This is a genomic window from Alteromonas sp. H39 (assembly GCF_047556435.1).
GTDB lineage: Bacteria > Pseudomonadota > Gammaproteobacteria > Enterobacterales > Alteromonadaceae > Alteromonas.
Genome location: NZ_CP180210.1, coordinates 2431989 through 2457840, shown reverse-complemented (window position 1 = coordinate 2457840; position 25852 = coordinate 2431989). Strand labels below are relative to the sequence as shown.

The following is a 25852-nucleotide window of genomic DNA, read 5'->3' as shown; positions in this document are numbered from 1 at the left end:
AGTAAGAAAAGGACGTGACTATGGATATTATTCGTATAATTTTGTCAATTTTACTGCCGCCACTTGGCGTGTTTTTACAGGTCGGTATCGGTGCACATTTTTGGATTAATATCCTGTTGACGCTTTTAGGTTATATTCCAGGCATCGTACATGCGGTCTGGATTATTGCCCGCCGCTAGGATCTTTTAAGCGATTAAAGGCGATGTCGATGGCGGCATCGTCTTTTTTCACGATGGGTTCTGATTTAAGCAAGTCTTTGGTTGCAATGGCGTGGCCAAGTAAAATGTGATGATACCGGCCTTTTGTCTGTCCGTTAAGCACATCCAGACACAACAATATGTGTAATCCGATAGCAACGTGTTTTTTGCCAGCCTGGCGAATCTGATCGAAAGATTTATCTACCACCCCCTCAAACGTGAAAGTGCGTCGCTTTAGCCATTTATCCGTGTTTTCATTTATCACACACTCATGGGGAAACTCTCTGCGAGACATCAGAATGCAAGCTGACGTCAGCCTGTCCAGACAGGTGATTGCGGTAAAGGGATCATTGATCCCGGGTGAAAGCGCGCGTAATGCTATTTCAACCAGTTGTCCTACTGCAAACTCAGGATCCTGTATCGGTGTTCGACTGTTACCAATAATAATGTATTGTTCAAACTGTTTTTGTACATTATCAGGAAGGGGGCAGTGGCTGTGGACGATAAGAACTTCTGCGTCAGGAAAGACGTGATCGCCACTTCTGCCCAGCACTTCGACACCAGCAACAATATCTGTGCTTAGTGTTGTAAGTACATCATAGTTAATGTTCTGAATGTAACCTTCCCGTGGCGCTCTGATAACAGTCAGTTCTTCTGCCGGGGTTATCAGCGCTTTAGCGATAGCGCGCAGAGATGCCGGAGATTCAGGCTTTGGTAGCAGCGCTGCAATATCTCTGCACAGCTCCTCAAAACAGCGTCGAATGACATGGTCTGCCTGGATAGAAGTAGAAACGTGATGGATAAAGTAGATTATCACTACGACATCGACGACCCCGAGGACCACTGATACAGCGCAGAGTAGTGAAATTGCGTCCTGATTTTCCTGAATGGCGCTGATGTGATGCAGCGATATCATACAAAACAGAAAAGTGGAGACCAGCGTTCCTAATACTACCTGTGTCCCCCGATCGTTCATAAATGTGCGTATCAGTCTGGGGCCAAACTGTGAAGATGCCAGTGTCAACGCAACGAGTGTCATTGAAAACGCAATACTTGTAGCGGTAATGATTGCCGTGGCAAGCGTTGCTAATAGTTGAAGTGCACCGGTTTGCGTGACCAGTGGAACAAAATGCAGTACGGTATCAGGCAGGTTTGCTCGCTGAACAATTACCAGGCAGGCACCGCAGATGATTCCAGACGCCACCATCATACAGACAGGGATAAACCAATAGCTGGTGCTCAGCGATTCCCAATAAGGCTTTAGCCTGTCGGAGAGTGATGTCAGATTCAACGAATGTGTCTACCTTTTACGGCGAATAGAACTGAAAAATGAAAATACCAGTGAAATCGCCAGCAGAATAGCGAAAATGTAAAATAAAAACTGGGCTATCGCTGTTGCCGTACCCGCGGCACCGCCGAAGCCGAATATTGCCAGCACGATGGCCGCAATAAGAAAGATAACTGCCCATGTCAACATGATGGCTCCTCCCTTATACGAAAAAATAGTCATGCCTGCGATATCATCGCAGGCATTTTATCGGAACTATGAATGCAGCTCGTCTTTCATTTCATTGCGGTAATCACCCGCAAGCTTTTGCTTTTCCTGCTCGTTTAGCAACTTACCTGCTACCTGAAAAAACTCCTGTTCTTCATCAGCAAGATGATGTTCGACTTTTTCACGTAACGCTTTAAGATGATGCAGCCAGGCTGGCGAGCTCATGTCGGTTTCATCCAGCTTTTCAATCAGCTCATCAATTTCGTGATGTTCTGCAATGCCGTGACGTGACAACTCGACGGCCGGATCCTGCTTCATCAGCGGGGAGTAGAAATGCCGTTCCTCGGCGACAGCATGGCTCTCAAGCTGCTCCTTTAGTTCCTGATAGTATTCGCGTCTTGCCGGCGTGTCCCCACTGGTTTCAGATAATATTTTCAGTAGTAAACGCTGTTTTTCATGATCCTGGCGTAGAGCTTCGAAAATTTTCATGACTTTCTCCGTTCAACAATAAAAAGAATGCGTACTTACTTTATTGCGAGAAACGTTCCATTATGTCTGGAATGTAACCCTTTGTTATTTAGGTATATTAATTCTTTGTAACGTAATGCTCATCTGACCACCGTGCAGCAATTACAAGCTGGCAGCATATTTTGCCGCTATACACCTTGGGCCACCATTGCTGTTGCCAGCCGTCTGAAAGCCGCAATATTGGCTCCCCGACTATAATTAATCCAACCTGAGTCCTGGCCTTCTTCAACGCATTGTTCATGAATTGACTGCATGATGTCCTTTAATGATTGATCCAGCTTGTCAAATGGCGTTCGGCGGAAATAGGCATTTTGTGACATTTCCAGTCCCGATAATGCGACGCCTCCCGCGTTTGACGCTTTACCCGGAACATAGGGTATTTGTGCCTCAGCAAAGGCGCGCTGAGCTTCATCAGTGCATGGCATGTTAGCGCCCTCAAGTACATACTGGCAGCCATTGTCCAGTAACGCTTTTGCATGTTCACCATGAAGTTCATTTTGAGTTGCACAGGGCAGGGCGATGTCAGCTTTCACATCCCACGGGGCTTTGTCCTTAATCCATTCGCCGCCAAATTTGTCGGCGAGTGCTGACAGCACATTTTTTTCCTGGGCCTTATTGGCAATCGCCCATTGAATCATGTCTTGGCTAAGACCATCTTCGTTGAAATAAAAACCACGGCTGTTTGAGAGCGTCAACACCTTGCCTTCCAGCTCGGTGGCCTTTAACGCTGCATGTAACGCCACATTCCCTGCTCCGGATATTACAATTCGTTTCGCTGCCATCGAGTCTTCGTGGGTATCCAGTACGCACTTCAACATGTAAATCAGTCCAAAGCCGGTTGCCTCTGTGCGTACATGGCTGCCGCCAAACGCCAGGTGTTTACCGGTGATAGCACCTTCGAACCGGTTTTCCAGCCGGCGATACGTACCATACAGATAACCGATTTCCCGGTTTCCCACATTGATGTCTCCGGCTGGCACATCGGTGTTTGGACCGATATGACGGTGAAGTTCCATCATAAATGCCTGACAGAAACGCATTATTTCAGCATCTGAGCGTCCCTTCGGGTTGAAGTTACTGCCGCCCTTGGCGCCTCCCATCGGCAGTCCGGTAAGGGCGTTTTTGAATGTCTGCTCGAAGGCCAGAAATTTTAGGATAGAGGTGTTTACTGTAGGGTGAAAGCGCAGCCCGCCCTTATAAGGACCAATCAGACCACAATGCTGTACTCGCCACCCCTGGTGAACTTCAATCTCATGATTGTCGTTTTCCCAGAACACTGAAAACTGGATAATACGTTCGGGTACACAGAGACGAGTGACGACGTTATGCTGCTTATACTCATCATGCACATGATAAACCGGCAATATATCTTTGACGATTTCCCGAACAGCCTGTAGATATTCGGGTTCATGTGGATAGTTAGTTTCCAGCCAGGAAATAAGCGTGTCGTACTGCGACTCATTAGACATAATTTCGAACACCTGTTGTTGTGATGCTTTTGTCCTGCAACCTAAAACGTTGCAACCCGGCATTTACTACCTGCCGTAGCGATTTAGCGATCACTAATTGTCAACAGCATCACTGTCCTTACTGATAAAGACATTGAGGTTTTTGGGTACTGTATTTATGGTTAACGAATCAGCACAGTGAATTTCTCCATCAAGCGCATACTCCATTTCTCGGGGCAGTGTAATACGAATAGACTTTGCCTGTTTGTGGCGGATACGGTCGGATGATTTCTTCGCGTCACTTGACAAAAATACCAGCTCTGCCAGCGACAGAAACTGAGTTTCAGACGATTCCTGTGGCTCAAGCCAGGTGATATCAAGTTTACCGTCGGTCACACTGGGTATGTCTCCACCCTGAGCCAGCGCAGTGGTAAGAGGGGCGGCATTGGCAATGACCAGACTCGGCGAGTGCAACGTAACGGGGTCATCATCTTCAAACTGCACTTCAAATTCCTGCGCTTCATTTTTGCTGATCGCATCCCATAACCCACGCAGATAGGCAAATTGTCCGCCGGCATTTTTCTCATCCCTGTCAGCACTGGAAATCATTTGCTGTTCAAAACCCAGTGCCGCCACCAACAGCATCAGCTTGTCGTTGCAGATGGCGGTATCAATGGCGGTGCTGTGGCCGTCAACGATAATGTCGCAGGCAGTACTCACTGGCATCAGCTTACTGGAGTAGCCATGCAAAACCTGACTCAGCGCATTGGCTGTGCCAAGGGGAATAAGTCCCAGCGTTGCTTTAGTGCCTTCCAACGCGCGGGCAACTTCCGTTATTGTGCCGTCACCACCGCATGCTACGACAATATCAGCGCCTTGATTCACTGCTTTTGACGCCAGTTGTTCCGCACTTACTGATTCCGTTGTTTCATAGACGGTCACCCGAAAATGTGGATTAAGTTGAGAAAGAATATCGTTCTTTTCTTCTTTCCATTTTCCACCGCCTGCCACCGGATTAGCAATCAGAGCCAGGCTGTCTGTCAGTCTTAACCTGCCACCCTGTTTCACTTTTCTTAATGAACTAAGCTGGTGTTTGTTGAGCCGGGCTGTCTCCCGTACAGACTGAATACGGTTAAGCGCATCGACGACGGAAAGCGTCTCGTCTCGCGCCAGTAAATAAGCCGCCATCACCAAAACCGAACGTCCTCTGCCAAGTGCACAGTGAACCACCACTTTATGATTATTTTTAAGTTGTTGATCAATCCAGTTGATTGCGGTGTTAAGTTGCTCCGGGCTTGGGCTGGTATGGTCGAGCACAGGAATGTTGAGATATTCGCAATCCCACTGGTATGCAGTCCAGTCGAGACCGTCGAACTCTGCGGTAACATCAAGAATGGCATCAACGCCATATTCTGTCAGTGTTTCAATATCACTTCCGGAAAGACGACAGGCCAGATAAAGTTGCTCGTCAATTTTCTGTATTGCGGGCACCTTATCGGTTTTCCTTGCCCAACTGTTATAGGCGCCGGTTCCCAATAAAAACGGAACGAATACCCATCGTATATAAACGGGAATAGAGCCATCTTCCCTTTTTCTGAATAACTCAGGGTAGTTCAGAAGGTAGGCACTGCTCACAGCAATAAGTGAAAAGCAGGTCCAGCCAAACAGAATTTTCAATAACCAGACAGGAACAAACCAGGTGAGTAAGCCGGCAATTATTGCGCCGAGTACGTACCATTTCACCATTTTCATTCCGCAACCTCCTTATCATCATTTATCCAAATGACTGAACTTCTGAGACAACTTGTCAGTAACAAGGAAAGGATCCTAGTCACCATCATAATGAGCGTTATACATGACTTCAGAAACTCGCAGACACATTATTAATTTCGTCTGGTTTCAGGCCATCTGGTTGCTCGCAATCCTTTTCCAGTACGAATATCTCTGGTTAGTTGGACTACTTTTATTCTCTTTTTTTATTTTTAGTGACGCACCTCGCTGTGATGGCATTTTAATACTCGGGATGGTAATCGTTGGTCTCGTGGTAGATGGCGCATTGACGCTGGGCGGCGTATTTTTCTTCACGTCGCCAGAATATGGTTTGGTGATACCGTGGTGGCTACTGGCGCTCTGGGCAGGTTTCGCAGGCACCTTGAGGCACAGCCTGAATTATTTCAGAAAGCATTTTTGGGTATCAGTGATAGGCGGTGCGATATTTGGTCCGCTAAGTTATGCGGCGGGGGCGAGACTCGGCGCCGTTGAGTTTGAGATGGGCATGACAACAACCATGCTTATATTGAGCCCCATTTGGGCAGTCGTATTTCCATTCGCTGTCTGGTTAAGCAAGCGGGCAGAATCAGTGTGGTCAGACACACCTAAAACTTCAGCAGCAAAACAGGGAGATTCGTAATGACAAAAACCGTATTTGTAACCGGAGGCAACCGGGGGATTGGTCTGGAAGTGGTAAGAGGCTTTGCGAAAGCCGGGTGTAAAGTGCTTCTGGGGTGCAGAGATGAAGACGCCGGAAACGAAGTCAAAGAAGACATTGTTGGTGGAGATGTTCATGTTATCGAAATCAGTTTGAATAACGAACAGTCCATCATCGATCCATTCGTCCGTGCTGAAGCGGTTTTTGGCGGTATCGACATTCTCGTAAACAATGCCGGTGTCATGGAGGACAGTGACTTGTCTTCGTTGTCACTGGATGATTTTAACAGCACAATGCAGGTTAACGTGAACGCTCCGCTGACACTTATTCAGCAAGCGTTGCCAGGAATGAAGGAGCGGGGATTTGGACGGATCATCAATGTTTCTTCAGGTTGGGGCTCGTTTCATGAGGGAATGGAAGGGCCACTTGCGTATGCCGTTAGCAAAGCGGCATTAAATGCACTGACTAAAAATGTCGCTGGTGCATTGGGTGATGACAGCAATGTCACGGTTAACAGTGTTTGTCCTGGCTGGGTGCACACCCGGATGGGAGGTTCTGACGCACCTCGTACGCCGGAAAAGGGGGCAGAAACCATTGTTTGGCTTGGCATGCTGGAAGATGACAAACCGAATGGCAAATTTTTCAGAGATAAAAAAGAAATTAACTGGTAAGGACAATGGCGCAGAAGGAGCAGGTAGTATTGCAGTCTCATTTGCTTCTGCGCTTTGCTTCACTTCTGCCAAATGACTAGTGCGAAACTCGTGCGAAAATAAAACGGGCAACACCGAATAGATGTTGCCCGTCTCGTTATATCGGTCTGACATGATAGCTACTTTATCGCTTCCACTACCTTACTACTGTTTTTGTTAAGCGCATCAGTAACGGCATTAGCCGACTGACTCTCCTTAAGATTTACAATAAGTGCGTATTTTTGCTCTTTCACGGCATGACGAACGGTGTTGATTATTTCCGTTCTGTCGGGGCGAAGCCCGATCAAACCCGCGACGAATAATCCGATGAAAAGCCCTGGACTGATCAACGCAATATAGGTAAACAGTGGGTTCTGCTGTGTGAGAGCAGGACCAAACTGAGTCAGCAGAAGGGCCGCGAGAAGACCAACGACAAGCCCTGCGCCGCCGAGGGCCAGGTGAGAGTGCCACATGGATTTACCAATTGGCTTGCTGGGCCCCTCAAGTTTCCGACTCAGTTTATTGTCGTTGGGGTCAACCAGCGTTATCTGGCCCGCTTTTATCGCAGTATTTTTAGTTAGTTCATTGGCAGAGCGCTTAGCCTCCTTCTCGGAGTCAAAAATAGCGGCGACCTGTGTATGCTTTGCAGAAATAAGTTCTGCGCGAAAGTTTTCATGATCCGTTACGGTATTCATTGCTCCTCCTCAGCATTTTCGCTTGAATATGAGACCAAAATCGAACCCGTTCTTCACCGTTGACGATAGTTCTAAACATTATAAAGACGCTACGCTTTATCATGCGAAGGAGATCGGTCCATTGTCTCCACGAGTGCATCGTAGTGCATACACACCGCAGTGCAGTGCACCGTCAACAATCTTGTTACAAAAGTCCTTATCACAAATACAAAAATCGTTCCTGAATAGGTAAGTCTATGAATATGTGGAGGAAGCCTATGTATGTAGCGTAAACCTGAACGCGAAAACAGGGATTGACAGGAAGTATTTATAGTAAAAATGAAAATTTTACCTGATCATCCAGCACTCCACTTGCTGCAGTTTGCTATACGAAAATAGAGGGTTGTTTTTAAAAGAAAAATTATGTGTTCTTCAAGGGTAAATATGGCCCGGGTATTGCAGGTTTAGTTTCGACATGTTTCGGCCGGAGACGGGTAAACAATTGCCCATGCGGTTGACCAGAAGGAGGAACGATATGTCAGCATCACTTGCTGTAATCTGTCATCAGCTGGACACTGATACGGATGATACGACGAATCAGTTGTTAAACGGAATCGCCAGTCAGGGCGTTGAAACCACACTTTATAGCTCTCAGGACGTGATCACCAATATTGATGAGCTTGAAAAGTACAGCGGCTTTGTGTTCGAGGCTGCATCCAGCCAGTCACTGGATAAAATTGTCGATGCGTTTAACGGAGCCGCGCTTCTCAGAAACAAAGCGGGCTTATGGCGGGATAAACTGGCGGCGGGCTTTAGTCAGGGCGCACAGTCGGCAGCCGTGTCACTGAGGGCCATGATCGATTTTTCTTTCTTTTGTAACAGCCAGAATATGATTTGGCTGTCATCGGGCATCGACAATGTCGGAGCCGGGCAGGCCACTAAGAAAAATACTGCGGCAATGGGAAACGCGCCGGTTCTTGACGATGTTATGTGCCAGGCTTATCGACACGGCCAATATCTCGCGCAAGTTGCCAAGCAATGGCAGCCTGATCGTTAATCAGCAATGGTTGCAGTAGAGCTGGATATAGAGCGAAAAAGAGTCGGACGCGGATTCGCTTATTTCTATGGTTCAGGCAGAAAAGTTACTGGTCAGCGGCTGCTAAAGCGAATCGATAATCTTGTTATTCCTCCGAACTGGGACAATGTTCGAATCGCCAGGTCAGCTACGGCAGATTTACAGGCCGTTGGCTACGATGCCAAAAATAGAAAACAATACATCTACCATGATCGGTGGCACAAAAAGCGACAGCAGGAAAAATTTGAACGCTTAGCAGAATTTGGTAACGCCTTACCGCAATTCAGAAAACGATGCTGGGATTGGGTAGAGCAGTCTGACTGGACTCCACATCGCAGCCTTGCACTTATTTGTCTTTTACTTGACCACACAGGCCTCAGAGCAGGTAATCGACAGTACACCCGAATGAATAATACCTTTGGATTAACCACGCTCCGACGGAAGCACTTTGTGCATGACGAGCAGGGCGTGCACCTTTCCTTCATTGGTAAACATCACAAAGCGCGCAATGTGACGGTAGAAGATCCCCGATTGGCTGAACTGGTGTCGCAAAGCGCCGAAGCACGCGGATATGCCCTTTTTCGTTATACTGATGAAAAAGGGCAGTGGCATGATATCGACAGTGACGACGTCAATGCCTTTATCCATGAAAATCTCGATCCACAATTCAGTGCTAAAGATTTCAGAACCTGGACAGCCAGTCGATACGCCATCCTCAGCTTGCCAGAGCTGGAAGCTATACTTCAGAAACAACGGCAGCGAAAATGGTCCACAACACTGACCAAACATGTCGCACAAATGTTAGGCAATACGCCCTCAGTTTGCCGTCAATATTACCTTCATCCGAAATTGTATGAGAGCGTTGAAAACGCGGAAAAGCGTCAGTACCTGCTTGATGAGACGAGAGGCTGTATTCCCGGTGAAATTATCGACGATAACGCTATAAGTGCCATTGAAAAGGTACTTTCAAAGGTTATTGACGCTAATTAATGCTCAATATAAAAGCAGGATTATATTGAATAAAAATGACTGTAACATTACTTTAAATACACCTCTCGCGGTTTGAAACTTTGTTTCACAGTCTCTGTGAAACGTTATCTTTCTCTTATTATTCAATAGCTTAATATTTCTATTTTACTATTCTGTCGTTTGTTGAGTGTTTGGGTAAAAATACGTCGCAAACCGCTATTTGCAAGGGTTGTTTAAATATCGAGCTTGAAAAGCGCGTCACTAACCTTATATAATTAGAGCTCTAATGATTAGCGTTCATCGGATTTTTGATTCGTTTACGCCAAATTTAGTAATAAGAGGTGCATAAGTGACATGCAAATAGAAGGATATATTTCGTTGGCGCTGTATTTTCTGGCGATGCTGGGAATCGGATTATTCGCATACCGCCAGTCTACCAGTGATATTTCCGGTTATATTCTGGGTGGCAGGCAGGTGAGTCCCCAAGTCACGGCCTTATCTGCCGGCGCATCAGATATGAGCGGGTGGATGCTGATGGGGCTGCCCGGTGCAATGTTTGTCACTGGGTTTGACGCAATGTACATCGCGATAGGTCTTTTAGCAGGTGCGCTCGCGAACTACTTACTTGTAGCGCCCAAGCTTAGGGTATACACCGAGGTCGCTGATGACTCGCTGACGGTTCCGGAGTTCTTTGCAAAGCGTTTTGGAAAATCCAGTGCGTCAGTTCGCATGGTATCTGCAGCCATCATTGTTATGTTTTTTACGCTGTATACGTCAGCGGGGCTGGTAGCAGGCGGCAAGCTGTTTGAAAGCGCATTTTCCGTCGATTATCAGTGGGGGCTGGTTATCACACTGGGTGTGGTTGTGTCGTACACATTACTGGGCGGATTCCTTGCTGTGAGCATGACTGACTTCGTACAGGGATGCATTATGTTCGTTGCACTGATCCTTGTGCCAATTGTGGCCTATACTGAATTTGACAGCTTGTCGCAAATGAATGCAGCGGCACTGGAATCTGTGCCGGGATTCTTTGAGTCATGGGAAGCGTTAACGGCGGTTGGTTTGCTCTCCAGCCTGGCCTGGGGGCTTGGTTACTTTGGACAGCCGCATATTATTGTTCGATTCATGGCGATACGCTCTGTTAACGCAATCGGTACTGCAAGGAATATTGGTATGTCATGGATGACGGTAACCATTATTGGTGCATTAGGTACCGGGTTTGTGGGTATTGCATATGCAAATCAGTTTGGATTACAGGTAAACGACCCGGAAACGATATTTATTTTGTTTTCTCAACTGTTGTTCCACCCGTTGATTAGTGGATTTTTGATGGCAGCGATTTTGGCAGCAATTATGAGCACAATTTCCTCGCAATTGCTGGTTTCAGCAAGCTCACTAACGGAAGATATTTATCGCGTTATCTCGAAAAAAGAGGTAGACGAAAAGACAACAGTAAAAATTGGACGCGCTGGCGTTGCCGGTGTGGCAGTAATTGCTTTGGTGCTGGCTATGGATTCTTCAAACACAATTTTGTCCTTAGTCAGTAATGCCTGGGCAGGTTTTGGAGCGGCTTTTGGTCCATTAGTGCTGTTTTGTCTGTATAAGAAGAATTTAACGCACACTGCAGCGTTAGCAGGAATTATTAGTGGTGCTGTAACGGTATTATTTTGGATATATGCACCGGTGCTGGAGAACGGCGCGACCTTAAGTAGTGTCATGTATGAGATCGTACCGGGTTTCATTGTCAGTTCAGCAACATTGTGGCTGGTCTCTGCTATTACGTCCTCACCTTCAGATGAGGTACGTCAGACGTTCGAAGAAGCAGGCCAGCAATTAGCGAATCAACAAGCGTAAGGTGATATAGAGATATGAGTTTTCCCAACTGGAAACGGGTAGTTATAAAAGTAGGAAGTGCGCTAATTGCACCAAACAAACAGGGGTGTAGCAGCCACTATTTGCTGAGCATTGCGCAATTTATCGTCAAGTGTCGTGCCAATGGAACTCAGGTTGTACTGGTATCTTCCGGTTCAGTCGCTGCTGGCGCCCACTTGTTTACCGAAGAAGAGAAAACAAATATTGCGGTGAAGAAAGCGATGGCTGCTGCAGGTCAGACAGAAATGATGGCGACCTGGGACAGGTTGTTTGATTTTCCTTCTGCGCAAATTCTATTAACACATGGTGATCTGCGTGACCGTGAACGTTACGTCAGCGTCCGCGAGACGATTGATAGCTTACTTGACCACGGCATACTGCCTATTGTTAACGAAAACGATACGGTGACAACCGATAAGCTCAAGGTGGGCGACAACGATAATTTATCTGCAATGGTGGCATCGGCAGCAGAAGCTGACGCTCTGATAATCTGCTCCGACATTGATGGGTTGTATAATAAAAACCCGCATGAACACGATGATGCGGAATTGCTTAAGTGGGTAGAGAACATCGATGAGAGTATTTACGCCATGGCAGGCGGTGCTGCAGCAGACGGTGTCGGAACCGGCGGCATGAGAACGAAGATCGAAGCGGCAGAAAAAGCCGTATCACATGGTATCGACACGTTCATTATCAACGGTTTTACTGAACTGTCGTTTAACATGTTGCTGGAAGGTCAGAACCCGGGAACACACTTCCAGCCTTATGACAAGCCCATGCAGGAAAACGTGCACTGGATGCGTCACACATCTAATGCACAGGGTGAAGTCATTGTACAAAGTGATTTTGACGTGTCACTGGTAAGTGACGCTGAGCAATTAACGAGTAGTGAAATAATTGGTGTCAAAGGCGAGTTTTCTGTCGGCGATACGATCCTTGTGAGAAAGGATGACGGTACCAAGCTGGTGAAAGCGAAGTCGAATTACAGCAGTTGTTTGCTGAACTTCATTGCCAAGCAGGACAGTGAAGAGTTCGCCACCGAGTTTGAAGAAAAAACCGGACCGATTATTTCAGAACAGCATATAGCAAATTTGGAGAAAGAATGAGCATCATTACGAAATTAGCACGAGAAGCAAAAACCGCAGCCAAAACGCTGGCAGTGCTTGATGAAGCCAAGAAAAATGCGGTTTTAAAAGATATGGCAGAGGCCATTCGCAGTAATACACAAAAAATTGTGAATGTTAACGTCAGGGAAGTTGACCGCGCGAAAGAGAATAATCTGGACGCGGCAATGGTCGACAGGTTGATTCTCAACGAGAGCCGTATTGAAGATATGGCAAAGGGTATTGAGACAATTATTGATCTGGACGATCCTGTTGGTCAGACACGGTCAATGGGTAAACGTCCGAATGGCATCGACATTCAGAAAATGCGTATCCCGCTGGGCGTGGTGTGTATGATTTACGAAGCGCGTCCGAATGTAACAGCAGATGCTGGTGCGCTTTGCTTTAAGTCTGGTAACGCAGTTATTCTGCGTGGTGGTAAAGAAGCACTGGATACCAGTCTGGCAATTGCCAATCTGTTGCAGGACGTACTAGAGAAGCACGATTTACCACGCGCGCTGATAACGGTTGTACCGGATCCTGACCGTGCGTTGATGCAGGAGTTAATGGAGCAGCGTGACTATATTGATGTAATTATTCCTCGTGGTGGGGAAGGGCTTATCAATTATGTTACTGACAATGCTAAGGTTCCTGTCATTCAGCACTTTAAAGGCGTATGCCATCTGTATGTCGATAAAGAAGCAGACCTGGATAATGCGATGGAACTTCTGCTTAACGGTAAAACGCAGCGTACAGGCGTGTGTAACGCACTTGAGGGACTGTTAGTTCACAAAGCAGTCGCTGGTGATTTCCTGCCACGTGTGGCAAAAGCGTTTAAAGAGAAAGACGTTAAAGTTCACGTGAATGAGGCAGGTGCCCAGTATTTTGACGGCGCCGATGTGATAGCGGATGATCAGTACGGTGAAGAGTATCTTGGGCTCGAAATCGCGATCCGAGTGGTTGATGATATTGATATGGCGCTGGATCATATTGCGACATTCGGCAGTAACCACACCGAAGTGATTTCTACGAAAGACAAGGCTGCAGCAGAACGGTTCCAGCGCACAGTAGATGCTTCGGTAGTCATGGTGAACGCGTCATCGCGTTTCTCAGACGGCAGCCAGCTGGGTCTGGGGGCGGAAATCGGTATTGCCACTACCAAGCTGCACGCTTACGGTCCGATGGGACTTGAGTCGCTGACAACCGAAAAGTATCTGGTGAATGGCGAAGGTCAGATTCGCGAGTAGCAGTTGGCATTGTTCGCCAGAGCACTTTGATTCATAATGGAAAAACTCCGGTCTCAGACCGGAGTTTTTTTATTTCGGGACATAAGGAGCGCACGCGTTAATGAAGTATGACATCAACGCATTATGGCTAGAGGTTTCCGCCTTCATGCTTGATTACAAGTTACTGACCTCCGTTCTGGTGGTCGTATTGCTGCATGTGTTTAAACGACTCGTGCTCAAAGTCATACGCAAACAAAGCTCGAAAAAGGGTCATGACAGACGTAATCAGATAAACATTCTCGAGCAGTTGGGCAATGCGTTTATCATCATTGCGTTAATGATGATTTGGTCGTCGGAGATTCAGACTCTGGCAATTTCCATTGCAGCCTTTATGGTGGCGATTGTGCTGGCAACCCGCGAGTTCATACAATGTTTTATGGGGTTTATCTATTACCTCGGCGCACGCCCATTCCGTGTTGGCGATTGGATCCAGATGAACAATATTGTGGGTGAAGTGGTAGAAATGGATTGGGCAAAGACGGCGCTTCTGGAAGTCGATCCCGACACTTTCAATTATACCGGTAAGCATGTTTATGTACCAAACAGCCAACTGGTAACCCAAACCGTTCGTAACCTTAATTTCCTGCGCCGTTACAAGCTTCACAGTTTTAAGATTGTTAATGAGCCGGCGGTGAACCCATACCGGATTTTACCTGCGTTTTCTGCGAGAGCCCAGGCTCATTGCGAATACTTCCGGGATGTTGCCGAGCGCTACAAAGGTTTGATAGAGCGGCACCTGGAGCAGGAGTTCATCCAAATTGATCCTGATATTCTGCTTGAGACAAACGAGTTGGCGAAAGTGGTGGTGTCGGTTTCGATTTTTTGCCCGACGACAGAGGCGCAGGAGTTGCAGTCAAAAATAAGTTCTGACTGGATGAGTTTGTGGTTTAAAGCCATAAAAGAGGACGAAGACCAGATACGGCAACTGGATGAATCATCGGCGTAAGTAGCGAAGCGCTACTGGTAAGTTGCTCTCGTGATTTTCAAGTCATGCTGACTACCCAGTCCCGACGCTTTGTAAAATGGCTTTTCAGAAAGCTCATCTGATCAGCGAGGATACGTCGGTTCATCAGGTAAAAGCGCTCGTAAACATTCGGCGTAAACGGCACGGCTAGTAATGCCATGCCGGCTTCTTCCGGTGTTTTTGCGCCTTTCGCGTGATTGCACCGACTGCATGCGGTTGCCACATTGGTCCAGTTATCACGCCCCCCACGGGAACGCGGAAGAATATGATCTCGTGTCAGTTGAGACGCGGGGAACGTGTGACCGCAATACAAACACAGATAGTTGTCTCTGCGAAACAGGTAACGGTTTGTCAGTGCGATTTTGCCACTGACGTCCGTAACTTTACCATCGCAGGCAATGATAGACGCCAGTCGCAGCGTACTTTGTTCACCAGTTTGGTTCCATCCGCCGTGCATGACCATGTGATCTGAGCCAAGCTCAAACAACACTTTTTCCTGACAATACAGTCTCGCCGCCTGTTCCGGAGATACCCATTCCTGCGGCATGCCAGCCTTATTTAATCGAAGTACTAACATAAAACACTCCCAATATGGGGTAGGTGTTCTTCTAGCATACCTATTTTTGTTTCAAATAGATGAAAAAATGTACATTATTAAAGAAAAATTATGATTGATGGCGCAAAACACAGGTCAGACTCATGTCGCCGACGACTCTTTACCGGTACAGTTTTGTGCCATTACGATTTTGCGCAAATACTGTGCTGGCGCTGGAATAGGAATTCATGAAAATCCACAAGAGTAAAAATTTGATAATGGTATTCGCCGGTTTTCATAGCTATACTATGCGCCGCGTTTAAAAGCGATAAATAAAGATTGAAATTAAAGGACAAATAGTGACTCCTATTACAAAATCATTTCAGTATGGACAACATACTGTCACTCTGGAAACAGGCGTAATCGCCCGTCAGGCAACGGCTGCAGTAATGGCCAGCATGGACGATACCGCCGTTCTGGTAACCGTAGTTGGTAAGAAAGAAGCAAAACCTGATCAGGATTTCTTCCCGCTGACTGTTAACTACCAGGAAAAAACATACGCTGCCGGGAAAATTCCGGGTGGCTTCTTCAAGCGTGAAGGCCGTCCTTCAGAAGGCGAAACCTTAACTGCCCGTCTGATTGACCGTCCTATCCGCCCACTGTTCCCGGAAGGGTTCAAGAATGAAGTTCAGGTTGTGATCACGGTGGTATCTGCAAACCCTGAAATTCCAACCGATATCATTTCTATGATTGGTACCTCTGCCGCGCTGGCAATCTCTGGTATTCCGTTTAACGGTCCAATCGGCGCTGCGCGCGTGGGTTACACTGACGGTGAATACCTGCTGAACACCCGTACCTCTGAGCAGGAAACCAGCGAGCTGGACCTGGTTGTTGCAGGAACAGAAAGCGCAGTACTGATGGTGGAATCAGAAGCCAACGTGCTGTCTGAAGATACGATGCTTGGCGCCGTTATGTATGGCCACGAGCAAATGCAGACTGTGGTTAGCGCAGTTAACGAATTTGCTGCTGAAGTCAATACACCTAAGTGGGACTGGCAGCCAGAAGCAGAAAACACTGACCTTAAGAGCAAGATCAAAGCACTTGCTGAGTCAGGTATGACTGCGGCATATCAGATTTCTGACAAGATGGAGCGTAAAGACGCCGTAACTGCGGTTACTGAGAAAGCGCTTGCCGACATCATGGCTGAAAACGAAGAGCAGGATCAGAAAGAAGTACTGGATCTGTTACATGAACTGGAAAGTGACGTAGTGCGTTCACGCATTCTGGCAGGCGAGCCACGTATCGATGGCCGAGACCCGGCGATGATCCGTGCGCTAAACGTTGCGACTGGCGTTCTGCCACGTACTCACGGTTCAGCGCTGTTCACCCGTGGTGAAACGCAGGCACTGGTTGCTGCCACTCTGGGTACAGAGCGTGATGCACAGATGATTGACGAGCTGGCCGGTAAGCGTGACAGCCGTTTCATGCTGCACTATAACTTCCCTCCTTACTGTGTGGGTGAGACCGGCATGATTGGTTCGCCTAAGCGTCGTGAAATTGGTCACGGTCGTCTGGCTAAGCGTGGTATTCAGGCAGTTATGCCAAGTGAAGAAGAATTCCCGTACGTAGTACGTGTGGTTTCTGAAATCACTGAATCTAACGGGTCGTCGTCAATGGCGTCTGTATGTGGTACCTCTCTGGCCCTGATGGATGCCGGTGTACCTATTAAAGCCTCAGTTGCGGGTATCGCAATGGGTCTGGTGAAAAGCGACGACAACTTTGTGGTTCTGTCTGACATTCTGGGTGACGAAGATCACCTGGGCGATATGGATTTTAAAGTAGCCGGTACGACTGACGGTATCACTGCACTGCAGATGGATATCAAAATCGAAGGTATCACCAAAGAAATCATGCAGATTGCACTGAAGCAGGCGAAAGAAGCCCGTCTTCACATCCTGTCTGTTATGGATGAAGCGATTGGCGGTCACCGTGAAGAGCTGAGCGAATTCGCGCCACGCATCTATACCATGAAGATCGATCAGGACAAGATCCGTGATGTTATCGGTAAAGGTGGCGCGATGATTCGTCAAATCACCGAAGAGTCAGATACTAACATCGAGATCGAAGACGACGGTACCATCAAGATTTTTGCGACTGAGCGTGCGAAAGCCGATATTGCTATCAGCAAAATTGAAGATGTTACCGCTGAAATCGAAGTGGGTAAGACTTACAACGGTAAAGTTACCCGTATCGTTGATTTCGGCGCGTTCGTTGAAGTTCTGCCAGGGAAAGAAGGTCTGGTTCACATTTCACAAATCGCTCATGAGCGAGTGAATAAAGTGGCAGACTACCTGTCTGAAGGTCAGATGGTTGACGTGAAAGTGATGGAAATCGACCGTCAGAATCGCGTTCGTCTGAGCATCAAGGAACTGCTTGAAAAACCGGCGCCTAAGTCTGACGACGCCGAGTAAGTTGTGTTTCAGGTAATCTGACCTGTATCACTAACCGTTTAAAAAGGGAGCCTGTGCTCCCTTTTTTGATTTTTGAGGATGGAAATGGATAAACAAACACAAACAGAAGTAGAAGCTGCTGTTTTCCGTCGCCTGGTGGAACACCTGGATGCGAACAAAGACGTGCAGAATATTGATTTGATGATCCTGGCGGATTTTTGTCGTAATTGTCTGGCTAAATGGTATGCGTCGGCTGCGAAGGAACAGGGCGAAGACGTCGATTATGAGGCTGCACGAGAGGTAGTGTATAAAATGCCTTATGCACAGTGGAAAGAAAAGCATCAGCTTCCGGCAACTGATGAGCAGTTAGCTAAACTTGCAGAGAGTCAGAAGTCATAACTCGCCACAGTAGTCATTAGCTGGTGGTATTTGTACCCCGGCTGAGAAGTTCGTGGCAGCGTTGGCTGCCACGTTGATGTGACGATAACGTCAGGCTACTAATGAGAAAGCATTAATGGCTGTGCTGTATAATCAGCCTGCTTTTTTCTCAGGCTGACTGTAGCGAAAGGCATGAGGCAGTAATTCTCCCACCGTGGTAGCAAAGCTTTCACCGCTTTGGGTGGCCATAATAACCGGCACTGCGTCAGCGGCAAACTCAGCGATTTTCTGTCTGCATCCGCCGCATGGGAAACAAAACTCGTCATTCGGAGACATAATCACCACGCTATCCAGGGCTTTTTCCCCAGCTGCTACCATTATGCCGATAGCGGTTGCTTCTGCGCACTGCCCCAGAGGATAGGCTGCATTTTCCACGTTACAGCCTGCATAAATATTGCCGCTGGAAGATAACACCGCAGCACCAACCTGAAAGCCAGAATAGGGAGCGTGTGCATTTGCTTGCGCTTCAGTGGCTTTTTCAATCAGCGTTGTCATTACATTCTTTTTCATTTTTGATCTCGTAATTGTCGTCGTGGCGCTTTACATTACACGCCAAATGCGCCATCGTTGGCGGCATTCATCGCCCGAAGTCGTATTCAAGCGGGAACTGGTTTTTCTCATAGGTGAATCCATTTTTAACATGCATAAACTTGTACGTCCTCTCTTTTTTTCACTGTCCGTCGCGATTCTTGGTGGATGTGCGCAAACGCCAACCAACCAAGAACAAACCCAGATGGGGAACCTGCTTCTGGCAGAGCCTGCACCAATAAATCCTCGCTCTCAGGTTGCCATTGCACGCTACAATCAGATACTCGCCAATGCGGAGCTGGCAGAGGAAGATAAAGCAGAACTGCATTTTCAAAGAGGGATGCTGTATGACAGCGTTGGGCTTGGGGGCCTCGCGCAGTTCGATTATACCCAGGCGTTGAGTCTGAAACCTGACCTGGCCCCGGCGTATAATTCTATTGGCATTCATTATATTCAACAGCAGGAATTTATTCAGGCTTATGAAGCATTTGATTCTACGCTGGATATCGATCCTGATTATGATTTCGCCTTTTTGAACCGCGGTATTGCGTTATATTACGGTGGTAGGGCGGATTTAGCCGTTAAAGATCTGGATACGTTCCAGGAAAAAGACATCTCTGATCCTTTTCGTGTGCTTTGGGCTTATTTTGCGTATAGCGATATTAGCCCGGAAAAAGGAAATGCTTACCTGGTATCAGTCAGGCCAGAACTGGATAACGACCATTGGGCTACCATGCTGGTTGACTTATTTCTTGGCCTGAAAACAGAGAATGACGTACTGAATTCACTGATTGATGGGGTAACCAGTCAAAAAGCGCTGACCGACAGGCTTTGTGAGGCGTACTTTTATCTTGGCAAATACCACAGCCAACAAGGAAACCGGGGCATTGCGTCTAATTATTTCAAACTTGCTCTGAGCACAAACGTGTTTGACTATGTCGAGCATCGCTACGCAAGACTGGAGCTGGGAAGGCTCAGAAATGCTGATCGCGACCTGGACTAAATCATCGTATGCGAGGTTTAGTTCTGGCAGTGATTGCACTGTTTTTACTTAGCGGTGATACTGGTTTCCATGTTCCTCAGTTGCTGAGGAATGCGGCGCAGGCAAGCAATCCAGCGGCGTTGCTTTGGTCAGCGACGGTTCAAAAAAGCGAACTTGCGGAGCAGGGCCTGGTGACCTATGCCGCCGATAATGACAGTACGTACTGGTTACATCGGTTGGTGAAAATTGGCAATGCCGATGCAGCCTGGGTTTTGTACGAGCGTGCCCCGCCAGATGTCGATTCCAGCAGATTAATGCGACTGGCAGCTATGGGGAATGTACCCGACGCGCAGCTGGCTTATGCCATGTCGGTAGAAGACCCTGAGCTACGGGAGACCTGGCTGCTAAAATCTGCACGACAGGACTATGTGCCAGCGCAGGCCGCACTTGCCGACTGGTATTTGTTACAACAACAGCCAGAGAACGCGAGGCCCTGGTTAGAAAAAACGGCTGATCTCGACGCGCAAAGTGCATTTAAGTACGGCAGATTGCTGTGGGAAAGTGGAGAGCACGCGGCGGGAAAACGCTATCTTGAGAAGGCGGCAGAGCAAGGGCATGAAATGGCCGCTTCGCTCACCAGTATGATAGCGCGCTATCACCCCCGCACTTTCAGCCAGATTACCCCGCGGCAGTGGCCACAGAATAAGCGCTGTTTGCAACGAATTCAGATTTTCGCCACTTCGCTTTCCACTCTGCAACGGGCCGATGCGCTATACCGTCGTTTTCAGCTTGATAAACGGCTCGACCCTCTGCCCATTTGTATGCAACCGCCAGTCTGGCTACAGAACGATCAACTCAAGTGTGATGAGAACTGGAAACGCAGTGGACGGCTGGGGTGCGACATCAGACCCTTATCTTCAGCTGCAAAAACGCGTGATTTCACCCATGCCGTTATCGTCGCAAATCAGGGAACAGCCAATACGCACAATGGCGTGATGTACCTTGATATTTCAGACGCATACTCTGTTTTTGTGCATGAACTGGCGCATTTTTCCGGTTTCGCTGACGAGTACCCGCTGACAACCTCAGCAGCAAAACGATATTGTGGGCGAGAAGATATTCCTAATCTGGTCTTCGACGGTACCTTAACTTATCAGCCGGTTTCTCGGGTCGCGCAATGGCAGGAACTCGGTAGTGCCGGCGTCTGGCATGCCAAAACCTGTGAAAGTATCGGCGTCAATGCGTATAAACCGTCGCGTCAGGTTACGTTTCTTGAGCATCACGACAGCGGTGTGATCCCCGCGTCCTATCTGCGCCTATGGAAAGCGCAACTGGAAGATGTAAGCTCCCACCGACCAGTGTATCTGAACTTATTTCAATCATTTCATCAGGGCAAGCAAACCGCCAGCGCGGATGAATGGCTTAAGCGCTATGAAGCTTACCGAAACGTTTCTGACGAGGGGGCGGGGGAAGGCGATTCCCGAGTGACTCCTTAGTTATTTATTACTGGCAAACCCATTGCGATTTGCCAGTAATATTAACCTTCGGTTCTCTTCGCATCAGCACGAAGCATTTCATCACGCAGTTCGGCAACCCACATGGCAGTCGCGCCGCAAATTGCAACCGGCATTACAATAAAGTTGACGATAGGTATCAGTGAAAAAATATTCACCATTATGCCAAAAGACAGGGCTTTCCCTTTGTGTTGACTCAGGTGGAGCCGCATTCTGGTGAAAGCGACTTTGTGGTTGTCATACGGATAATCACAGTACTGAATTGCCATCATCCAGGCTGAAAACAGAAACCAGATTATCTGCCCAACTACCGGCACAAACAAAAAGATAAGGAAAAAGCCGATAGCTCTTGGTAAGTACCAGGTTAACTTCGACAGCTCACGACCCAGCGTTCTGGGAATATCCTTTAATAACGACAATACGCCTTCATCACCCAAAGGTTTACCGGTAAGGTGACGCTCTGCCTTCTCGGCCAGTACGCCATTAAATGGTGCGGCTATCCAGTTAGCCAGCGTTCCAAAAATCAGCGCGAATATAAGCAGCACTGAGATTATTGCCAGTGGCCACAGGAAAAACACCAGCGCCTCTTTCAACCAGCCAAGCCATTCCGGGATCATGGCCAGCAAATAAGTGATACCGGTTTCAATCTGACCATAGAGAAAATAAAACGCGGTGGCAAACAGTATCAGATTGATTGCCAGAGGTACGAATACAAATCGTTTCAATCCTTTGGTTCTGATGAGACTGAATCCCTGGCTAAAGTAGCTGAATCCACTTCGTGAAATCATCGATTCTCCTGTTTTGTTTACCTGGTACGCATACGAATACACGTCGCTGCGCTTCATTTTTTGCTTCTGTGCTGGTCCAATGGCATGACAGGCACTCTGCTAGACGACCTGACGGACAGTTATATTCTTCTGACGACCTCTGAGAATGGTATTGATGGAATGCCTTATCACAGGAATGTCAGACACCGGAACACAGTATGGTTGATACTATAAAGCATTTGCCCACGTGCGATAAATGCCAATTGTTACAGCGTGTTAGTTTTGGTAGAGTCGGACAACAATAATAAATAACGACATGCGCGAATCATGCTGCGCTCTGCGTACTTTCTCTCCATCCAAAATATGTCCGGCTGCGTCCTGACAACTTATGCTCTGTGTTTGCGCACACAGGGAGTACATCCGTGCGGCTGAAGAAGATAAAGCTTGCGGGCTTTAAGTCTTTTGTTGATCCTACCTCGATACCCTTTCCGGGCGATATGACGGCAGTCGTGGGGCCGAACGGGTGTGGCAAATCTAATGTCATTGATGCAGTACGCTGGGTTCTGGGTGAGAGCTCGGCAAAAAACCTGCGTGGCGACGCTATGACTGACGTCATTTTTAATGGCTCTTCAGCCAGAAAGCCGGTAGGTCAGTGCAGTGTGGAATTGGTATTTGATAACAGCTCAGGGCGTATTGGTGGCGAATATGCCAGATATAACGAGCTGGCGGTAAAACGTCTGGTTACCCGTGACGCAACCTCAACGTACTTTCTTAATGGCGTGAAATGTCGACGCCGGGATGTGACCGATCTGTTTCTGGGGACTGGTCTTGGACCAAGAAGTTACGCCATTATTGAACAGGGTATGATTTCTCGGCTTATTGAGTCTAAACCGCAGGAACTGCGGGTGTTTATCGAAGAAGCAGCGGGTATTTCACGATACAAAGAGCGGCGGCGGGAAACCGAGAACCGCATTCGACACACTGTCGACAATCTGGACAGGCTTGAGGATGTACGTCAGGAACTGGGCCAGCAGCTTGAAAAACTGCAGCGCCAGGCTGCGGCGGCAACACGTTACAAAACGCTTAAATCCAGTGAAAGATCCTTAAAATCCGAACTTGCCGCTATCCGCTGGTTAAAGCACAGCCATCACATAGAGCGGCTGGAAAAAGACCAGCATCACCAGCAAAGTGAGCTCGACGCGCTTATCGCCCGCCAGCGTGGTGACGAGGCGGGAATGGAAACTTATCGCCAGCAACGTGATGATCTCAAGCAGGAGATTGACAGTCTGCAGCAGGCGCTGTTTACCGCTACCACAGCCATTACCCGGATTGAACAGAATACATTACACAGTCAGCAACGCAGTCAACAAATTGATGCGGAATTGCGTGAACTGCAAGACCGTAAAGCGGCGCTGACGTCGTCTCTGAATGAGGCGAAAGAGGCAAAGGCGCTGGCAGAGTCTCAGCGAAATCACCTTGAGCCAGAGAGAGAAATGGCGCAAGCGCGCCTTGAACAAGCGCAGCAGAGCAGAGAAGACGCCGAGCAGGCCTTGCGTACCTTTAACAGTGAAAGCCGGGAACATGAACAGCGCTATCACGAGCTAAAACAGCAGGTGCAGTCGTGCCACGGACAAATACAGTCAACGATGAGCATGCAGCTGCGCACCTCTCAGCGGGTGACAGAGTTAAAAGAAGAGCGGGCATCGCTGATTGATGACAGCATCAAAGAGCAGCGGGACGTGCTCTTAGAATCACTTGAGCAATCCCGGGCGATGGCGCTGGAAGCAGAAGCCACACTTTCTGCCCGTCAGCAAACTCTGCGAGAAACCGGTCTTTCTCTGGCAGCGGAACAGTCTGCGTTACGAGAGCAGGAGAATGTAGCACAGCAGGTGGTGTCTAAGATTGCCGCGTTAGAAGCGCTGCAGGAAGATGCGTCGCGTACGCAGGAAGACATAATGGCGGGTCTGCTTCCACTCTGGCAGTCACTGCATGTGATGTCTGGTATGGAGTCTACGTTTGAACGCGTACTTGCGCACTGGCAGCATCCCATGCTGACTGCGGCACATTCGCTGGCCACGTTAAGTCATGCCGGGAGTTCGCTGCCCCGTGGGAAACCTGTTTTCATTACGCAGATGCAAAGCATTGATGCAGCACCAGGTACCCTTGCATCTTACATCCAGACAGGCTCATGTCCTGCCGTTTTTAACGATATCTTTGTATCAGATACCATCGATGACGCGCTGGCAATGGTGCCAAAGCTGGCAAATCACCAGAGCGTGATTGTAAAGGACGGCCCCTGGATGGCCGGTGACTGGCTCGTCAGTGGCACAGTGTCGCAGAGCGAAGGCGCTTTATACCGTGCAGCACAGCTTGAGGAGCTGGAAAATATGCAGGCAACACTGCAAAAGGACATCGAAGTAGCCAGCAATCGCACAATGCATCAGCAAGAACAGTATGATGCTCAGTCAGCGCAGGTGGAAACCGCAAAGCAGGAGCTTGAACAGGCTCGGTCGCAGTCGCAGCAGATACAGCATCAGTTGGAAGTTGTTGACATGCAACTTCAGCAAAACGCGTCACGTGCACAGAAACTCTCAGAGGATTTATTCAAGCAGGAGCAACTGCTGGAATCTGAAGAGCAGCAACTAGAGGCGCTGTCTGAAAAGCTCGAGGAGCTGGAAACCTCTATTCTTGATCATGAAACACACATTCAGGATGTGCAGCAAACGCGAGAGAGGCTTGAAGAAGCACTGTCTGCAGCCCGTACATTGACAGAAACGCTAACCCAGGACAGCCACACATTTGCACTTAAACTTCAGCAAAGTGAAAGTCAGTTAGAAATGTACGCACAGCAGGTAGTACGCAATAATTCACAGCTGCTGGATTATCAGGCACGCCTCAATGCACTCACCGAAGAGAAAGAAAAGCTTTCGCAGCCTATAGAAACTCAGCAGGCTCAGCTACAGGGTTTGCTTGAAGAAAAAGCGGAAAAAGAAGACAAACGCCGTGAATTGCAGTTAAGCCTGGACGATGTAGAGCAACTCCTGAAAGAAGCTGAGCAGGGCCAACAGGGGCTTACGCAACAAATTCAGCAACGTCAGTCAGCCATCGAAAGTATCAGGCTGGAAATTGAAGGTTACCGTGTCAGAGCAACATCTGTGCTGGAGCAACTTCAGGAAACTGGTCAGGCATTAAAACCCATTCTCGCGTCACTGCCTGAGGATGCGGACGAGCAGGTCTGGCAGGCAGAACTGGAGAAAACGACCGCTGCTGTATCGCGTCTCGGTGCAGTTAACCTTGCCGCAGTGGAAGAATACGAGACGCAGTCACAACGCAAATCGCATCTGGACTCGCAACATGACGATCTGGTCGAGGCACTGGAAACCCTGCAAAGCGCTATCCGGAAAATTGATAAGGAAACCCGTACCCGCTTTTCTAATACCTTTGAGCAGGTGAACGAGGATCTCAAGCAATTGTTTCCAAAAGTATTCGGTGGCGGCTCTGCCTATCTGGCATTGACCGATGATGACTTGCTGGAAACCGGAGTGACCATTATGGCGCGGCCGCCGGGCAAGAAAAACAGTACAATTCATCTTTTAAGCGGTGGAGAAAAAGCATTAACCGCTTTATCATTGGTGTTTGCAATATTCAGGTTGAATCCAGCACCGTTTTGTTTGCTGGATGAGGTGGATGCGCCGCTTGACGATGCCAACGTCGGACGGTTCTGTAATCTGGTTTCGGAAATGTCCCAAACCGTGCAGTTTATTTATATCACCCACAATAAGATTGCGATGGAGATGGCTAGTCATCTCACCGGGGTAACTATGGCTGAACCTGGTGTATCCAGGATGGTAGCGGTGGATGTTGACGAGGCAATTGCCTTCGCAGAAGCATAACAAAGGGCGACTAAATT

Annotated in this window: 23 protein-coding genes; 14 read left to right on the top strand and 9 right to left on the bottom strand. The window is 48.1% G+C overall.

From position 1 onward, the window contains the following. Positions 1–20: 20 nt before the first annotated feature. Entirely contained in the window at positions 21–179 is a 159-nt protein-coding gene (locus ACLBLI_RS10805; protein WP_414827624.1) for a YqaE/Pmp3 family membrane protein, read from the top strand. On the opposite strand, the gene ACLBLI_RS10800 is transcribed toward ACLBLI_RS10805, so the two are convergent. From ACLBLI_RS10800 to ACLBLI_RS10780, 5 genes are all read right to left on the bottom strand, one after another. Beyond that, on the bottom strand, positions 163–1488 hold the full coding sequence (locus tag ACLBLI_RS10800) for a DUF2254 domain-containing protein (protein ID WP_414827623.1): 1326 nt from the start codon (positions 1486–1488) through the stop codon (positions 163–165). The genes ACLBLI_RS10805 and ACLBLI_RS10800 overlap by 17 nt on opposite strands. Positions 1489–1497: 9 nt before the next feature. Continuing rightward, positions 1498–1674, bottom strand: coding sequence for a DUF1328 family protein (locus ACLBLI_RS10795; protein ID WP_218310644.1), 177 nt, complete (start codon positions 1672–1674; stop codon positions 1498–1500). A 66-nt stretch (positions 1675–1740) separates the two neighbouring features. Next, entirely contained in the window at positions 1741–2181 is a 441-nt protein-coding gene (locus tag ACLBLI_RS10790; protein ID WP_414827622.1) for a hemerythrin domain-containing protein, read from the bottom strand. A gap of 167 nt (positions 2182–2348) precedes the next feature. Next, positions 2349–3689, bottom strand: a complete 1341-nt coding sequence (gene gdhA, locus ACLBLI_RS10785) for an NADP-specific glutamate dehydrogenase (protein ID WP_414827621.1) — start codon at positions 3687–3689, stop codon at positions 2349–2351. Between the two features lie 93 nt (positions 3690–3782). After that, the gene (locus ACLBLI_RS10780; protein ID WP_414827620.1) at positions 3783–5420 is read right to left on the bottom strand and encodes a diacylglycerol kinase family protein; all 1638 of its coding nucleotides are present in this window, start codon (positions 5418–5420) and stop codon (positions 3783–3785) included. Between the two features lie 103 nt (positions 5421–5523). Between ACLBLI_RS10780 and ACLBLI_RS10775 the strand changes: the two genes are divergently transcribed. Then, a complete protein-coding gene (locus tag ACLBLI_RS10775) occupies positions 5524–6078 on the top strand; it encodes a DUF2878 domain-containing protein (protein ID WP_414827619.1) in 555 nt (184 codons plus the stop codon). After that, positions 6078–6767 (top strand): SDR family NAD(P)-dependent oxidoreductase, encoded by a 690-nt coding sequence (locus tag ACLBLI_RS10770; protein ID WP_414827618.1) that lies wholly within the window; start codon positions 6078–6080, stop codon positions 6765–6767. Before ACLBLI_RS10775 ends, ACLBLI_RS10770 begins: the two co-directional genes overlap by 1 nt. Before the next feature lie 158 nt (positions 6768–6925). Here ACLBLI_RS10770 and ACLBLI_RS10765 read toward each other — a convergent pair whose 3' ends face one another. Beyond that, on the bottom strand, positions 6926–7480 hold the full coding sequence (locus tag ACLBLI_RS10765) for a hypothetical protein (protein ID WP_414827617.1): 555 nt from the start codon (positions 7478–7480) through the stop codon (positions 6926–6928). Between the two features lie 514 nt (positions 7481–7994). Between ACLBLI_RS10765 and ACLBLI_RS10760 the strand changes: the two genes are divergently transcribed. The 6 genes from ACLBLI_RS10760 to ACLBLI_RS10735 all read left to right on the top strand — a co-directional run bounded on the left by ACLBLI_RS10760 (position 7995) and on the right by ACLBLI_RS10735 (position 14710). Continuing rightward, positions 7995–8516 carry a hypothetical protein gene (locus tag ACLBLI_RS10760; RefSeq protein WP_414827616.1) on the top strand — a complete coding sequence of 174 codons (522 nt, stop codon included), beginning with the start codon at positions 7995–7997 and terminating at the stop codon, positions 8514–8516. 6 nt (positions 8517–8522) lie between these two features. Continuing rightward, positions 8523–9524 carry a DNA topoisomerase IB gene (locus tag ACLBLI_RS10755; protein ID WP_414827615.1) on the top strand — a complete coding sequence of 334 codons (1002 nt, stop codon included), beginning with the start codon at positions 8523–8525 and terminating at the stop codon, positions 9522–9524. Between the two features lie 333 nt (positions 9525–9857). Further along, a complete protein-coding gene (gene putP, locus ACLBLI_RS10750; protein WP_414827614.1) occupies positions 9858–11357 on the top strand; it encodes a sodium/proline symporter PutP in 1500 nt (499 codons plus the stop codon). Between the two features lie 14 nt (positions 11358–11371). Continuing rightward, complete coding sequence (gene proB, locus ACLBLI_RS10745) at positions 11372–12481, top strand: glutamate 5-kinase (protein WP_414827613.1); 1110 nt, start codon at positions 11372–11374, stop codon at positions 12479–12481. Further along, positions 12478–13725 carry a glutamate-5-semialdehyde dehydrogenase gene (locus ACLBLI_RS10740; protein WP_414827612.1) on the top strand — a complete coding sequence of 416 codons (1248 nt, stop codon included), beginning with the start codon at positions 12478–12480 and terminating at the stop codon, positions 13723–13725. Before proB ends, ACLBLI_RS10740 begins: the two co-directional genes overlap by 4 nt. Positions 13726–13825: 100 nt before the next feature. Next, positions 13826–14710 carry a mechanosensitive ion channel family protein gene (locus ACLBLI_RS10735; protein WP_414827611.1) on the top strand — a complete coding sequence of 295 codons (885 nt, stop codon included), beginning with the start codon at positions 13826–13828 and terminating at the stop codon, positions 14708–14710. Positions 14711–14747: 37 nt separating this feature from the next. On the opposite strand, the gene ACLBLI_RS10730 is transcribed toward ACLBLI_RS10735, so the two are convergent. Then, positions 14748–15305, bottom strand: coding sequence for an HNH endonuclease (locus tag ACLBLI_RS10730; protein WP_414827610.1), 558 nt, complete (start codon positions 15303–15305; stop codon positions 14748–14750). Positions 15306–15622: 317 nt separating this feature from the next. On the opposite strand from ACLBLI_RS10730, the gene pnp reads away from it, so the two are divergent. Both pnp and ACLBLI_RS10720 read left to right on the top strand, forming a co-directional pair. Beyond that, a complete protein-coding gene (gene pnp, locus ACLBLI_RS10725) occupies positions 15623–17734 on the top strand; it encodes a polyribonucleotide nucleotidyltransferase (protein WP_414827609.1) in 2112 nt (703 codons plus the stop codon). 84 nt (positions 17735–17818) lie between these two features. Next, the gene (locus tag ACLBLI_RS10720) at positions 17819–18112 is read left to right on the top strand and encodes a DUF1244 domain-containing protein (protein WP_414827608.1); all 294 of its coding nucleotides are present in this window, start codon (positions 17819–17821) and stop codon (positions 18110–18112) included. A 132-nt stretch (positions 18113–18244) separates the two neighbouring features. Here the strand turns inward: ACLBLI_RS10720 and cdd are convergent, their stop codons facing one another. Further along, positions 18245–18661, bottom strand: coding sequence for a cytidine deaminase (gene cdd / locus ACLBLI_RS10715; RefSeq protein ID WP_414827607.1), 417 nt, complete (start codon positions 18659–18661; stop codon positions 18245–18247). A gap of 130 nt (positions 18662–18791) precedes the next feature. Here cdd and nlpI point away from each other — a divergent pair, with 130 nt between their 5' ends. Continuing rightward, entirely contained in the window at positions 18792–19682 is an 891-nt protein-coding gene (gene nlpI, locus ACLBLI_RS10710; protein WP_414827606.1) for a lipoprotein NlpI, read from the top strand. Between the two features lie 8 nt (positions 19683–19690). Next, a complete protein-coding gene (locus ACLBLI_RS10705) occupies positions 19691–21157 on the top strand; it encodes a tetratricopeptide repeat protein (protein WP_414831022.1) in 1467 nt (488 codons plus the stop codon). A gap of 41 nt (positions 21158–21198) precedes the next feature. On the opposite strand, the gene cysZ is transcribed toward ACLBLI_RS10705, so the two are convergent. Then, positions 21199–21963, bottom strand: coding sequence for a sulfate transporter CysZ (gene cysZ, locus ACLBLI_RS10700; protein WP_414827605.1), 765 nt, complete (start codon positions 21961–21963; stop codon positions 21199–21201). A gap of 401 nt (positions 21964–22364) precedes the next feature. Here cysZ and smc point away from each other — a divergent pair, with 401 nt between their 5' ends. After that, positions 22365–25835, top strand: coding sequence for a chromosome segregation protein SMC (gene smc, locus ACLBLI_RS10695; RefSeq protein ID WP_414827604.1), 3471 nt, complete (start codon positions 22365–22367; stop codon positions 25833–25835). Positions 25836–25852 lie beyond the last annotated feature (17 nt).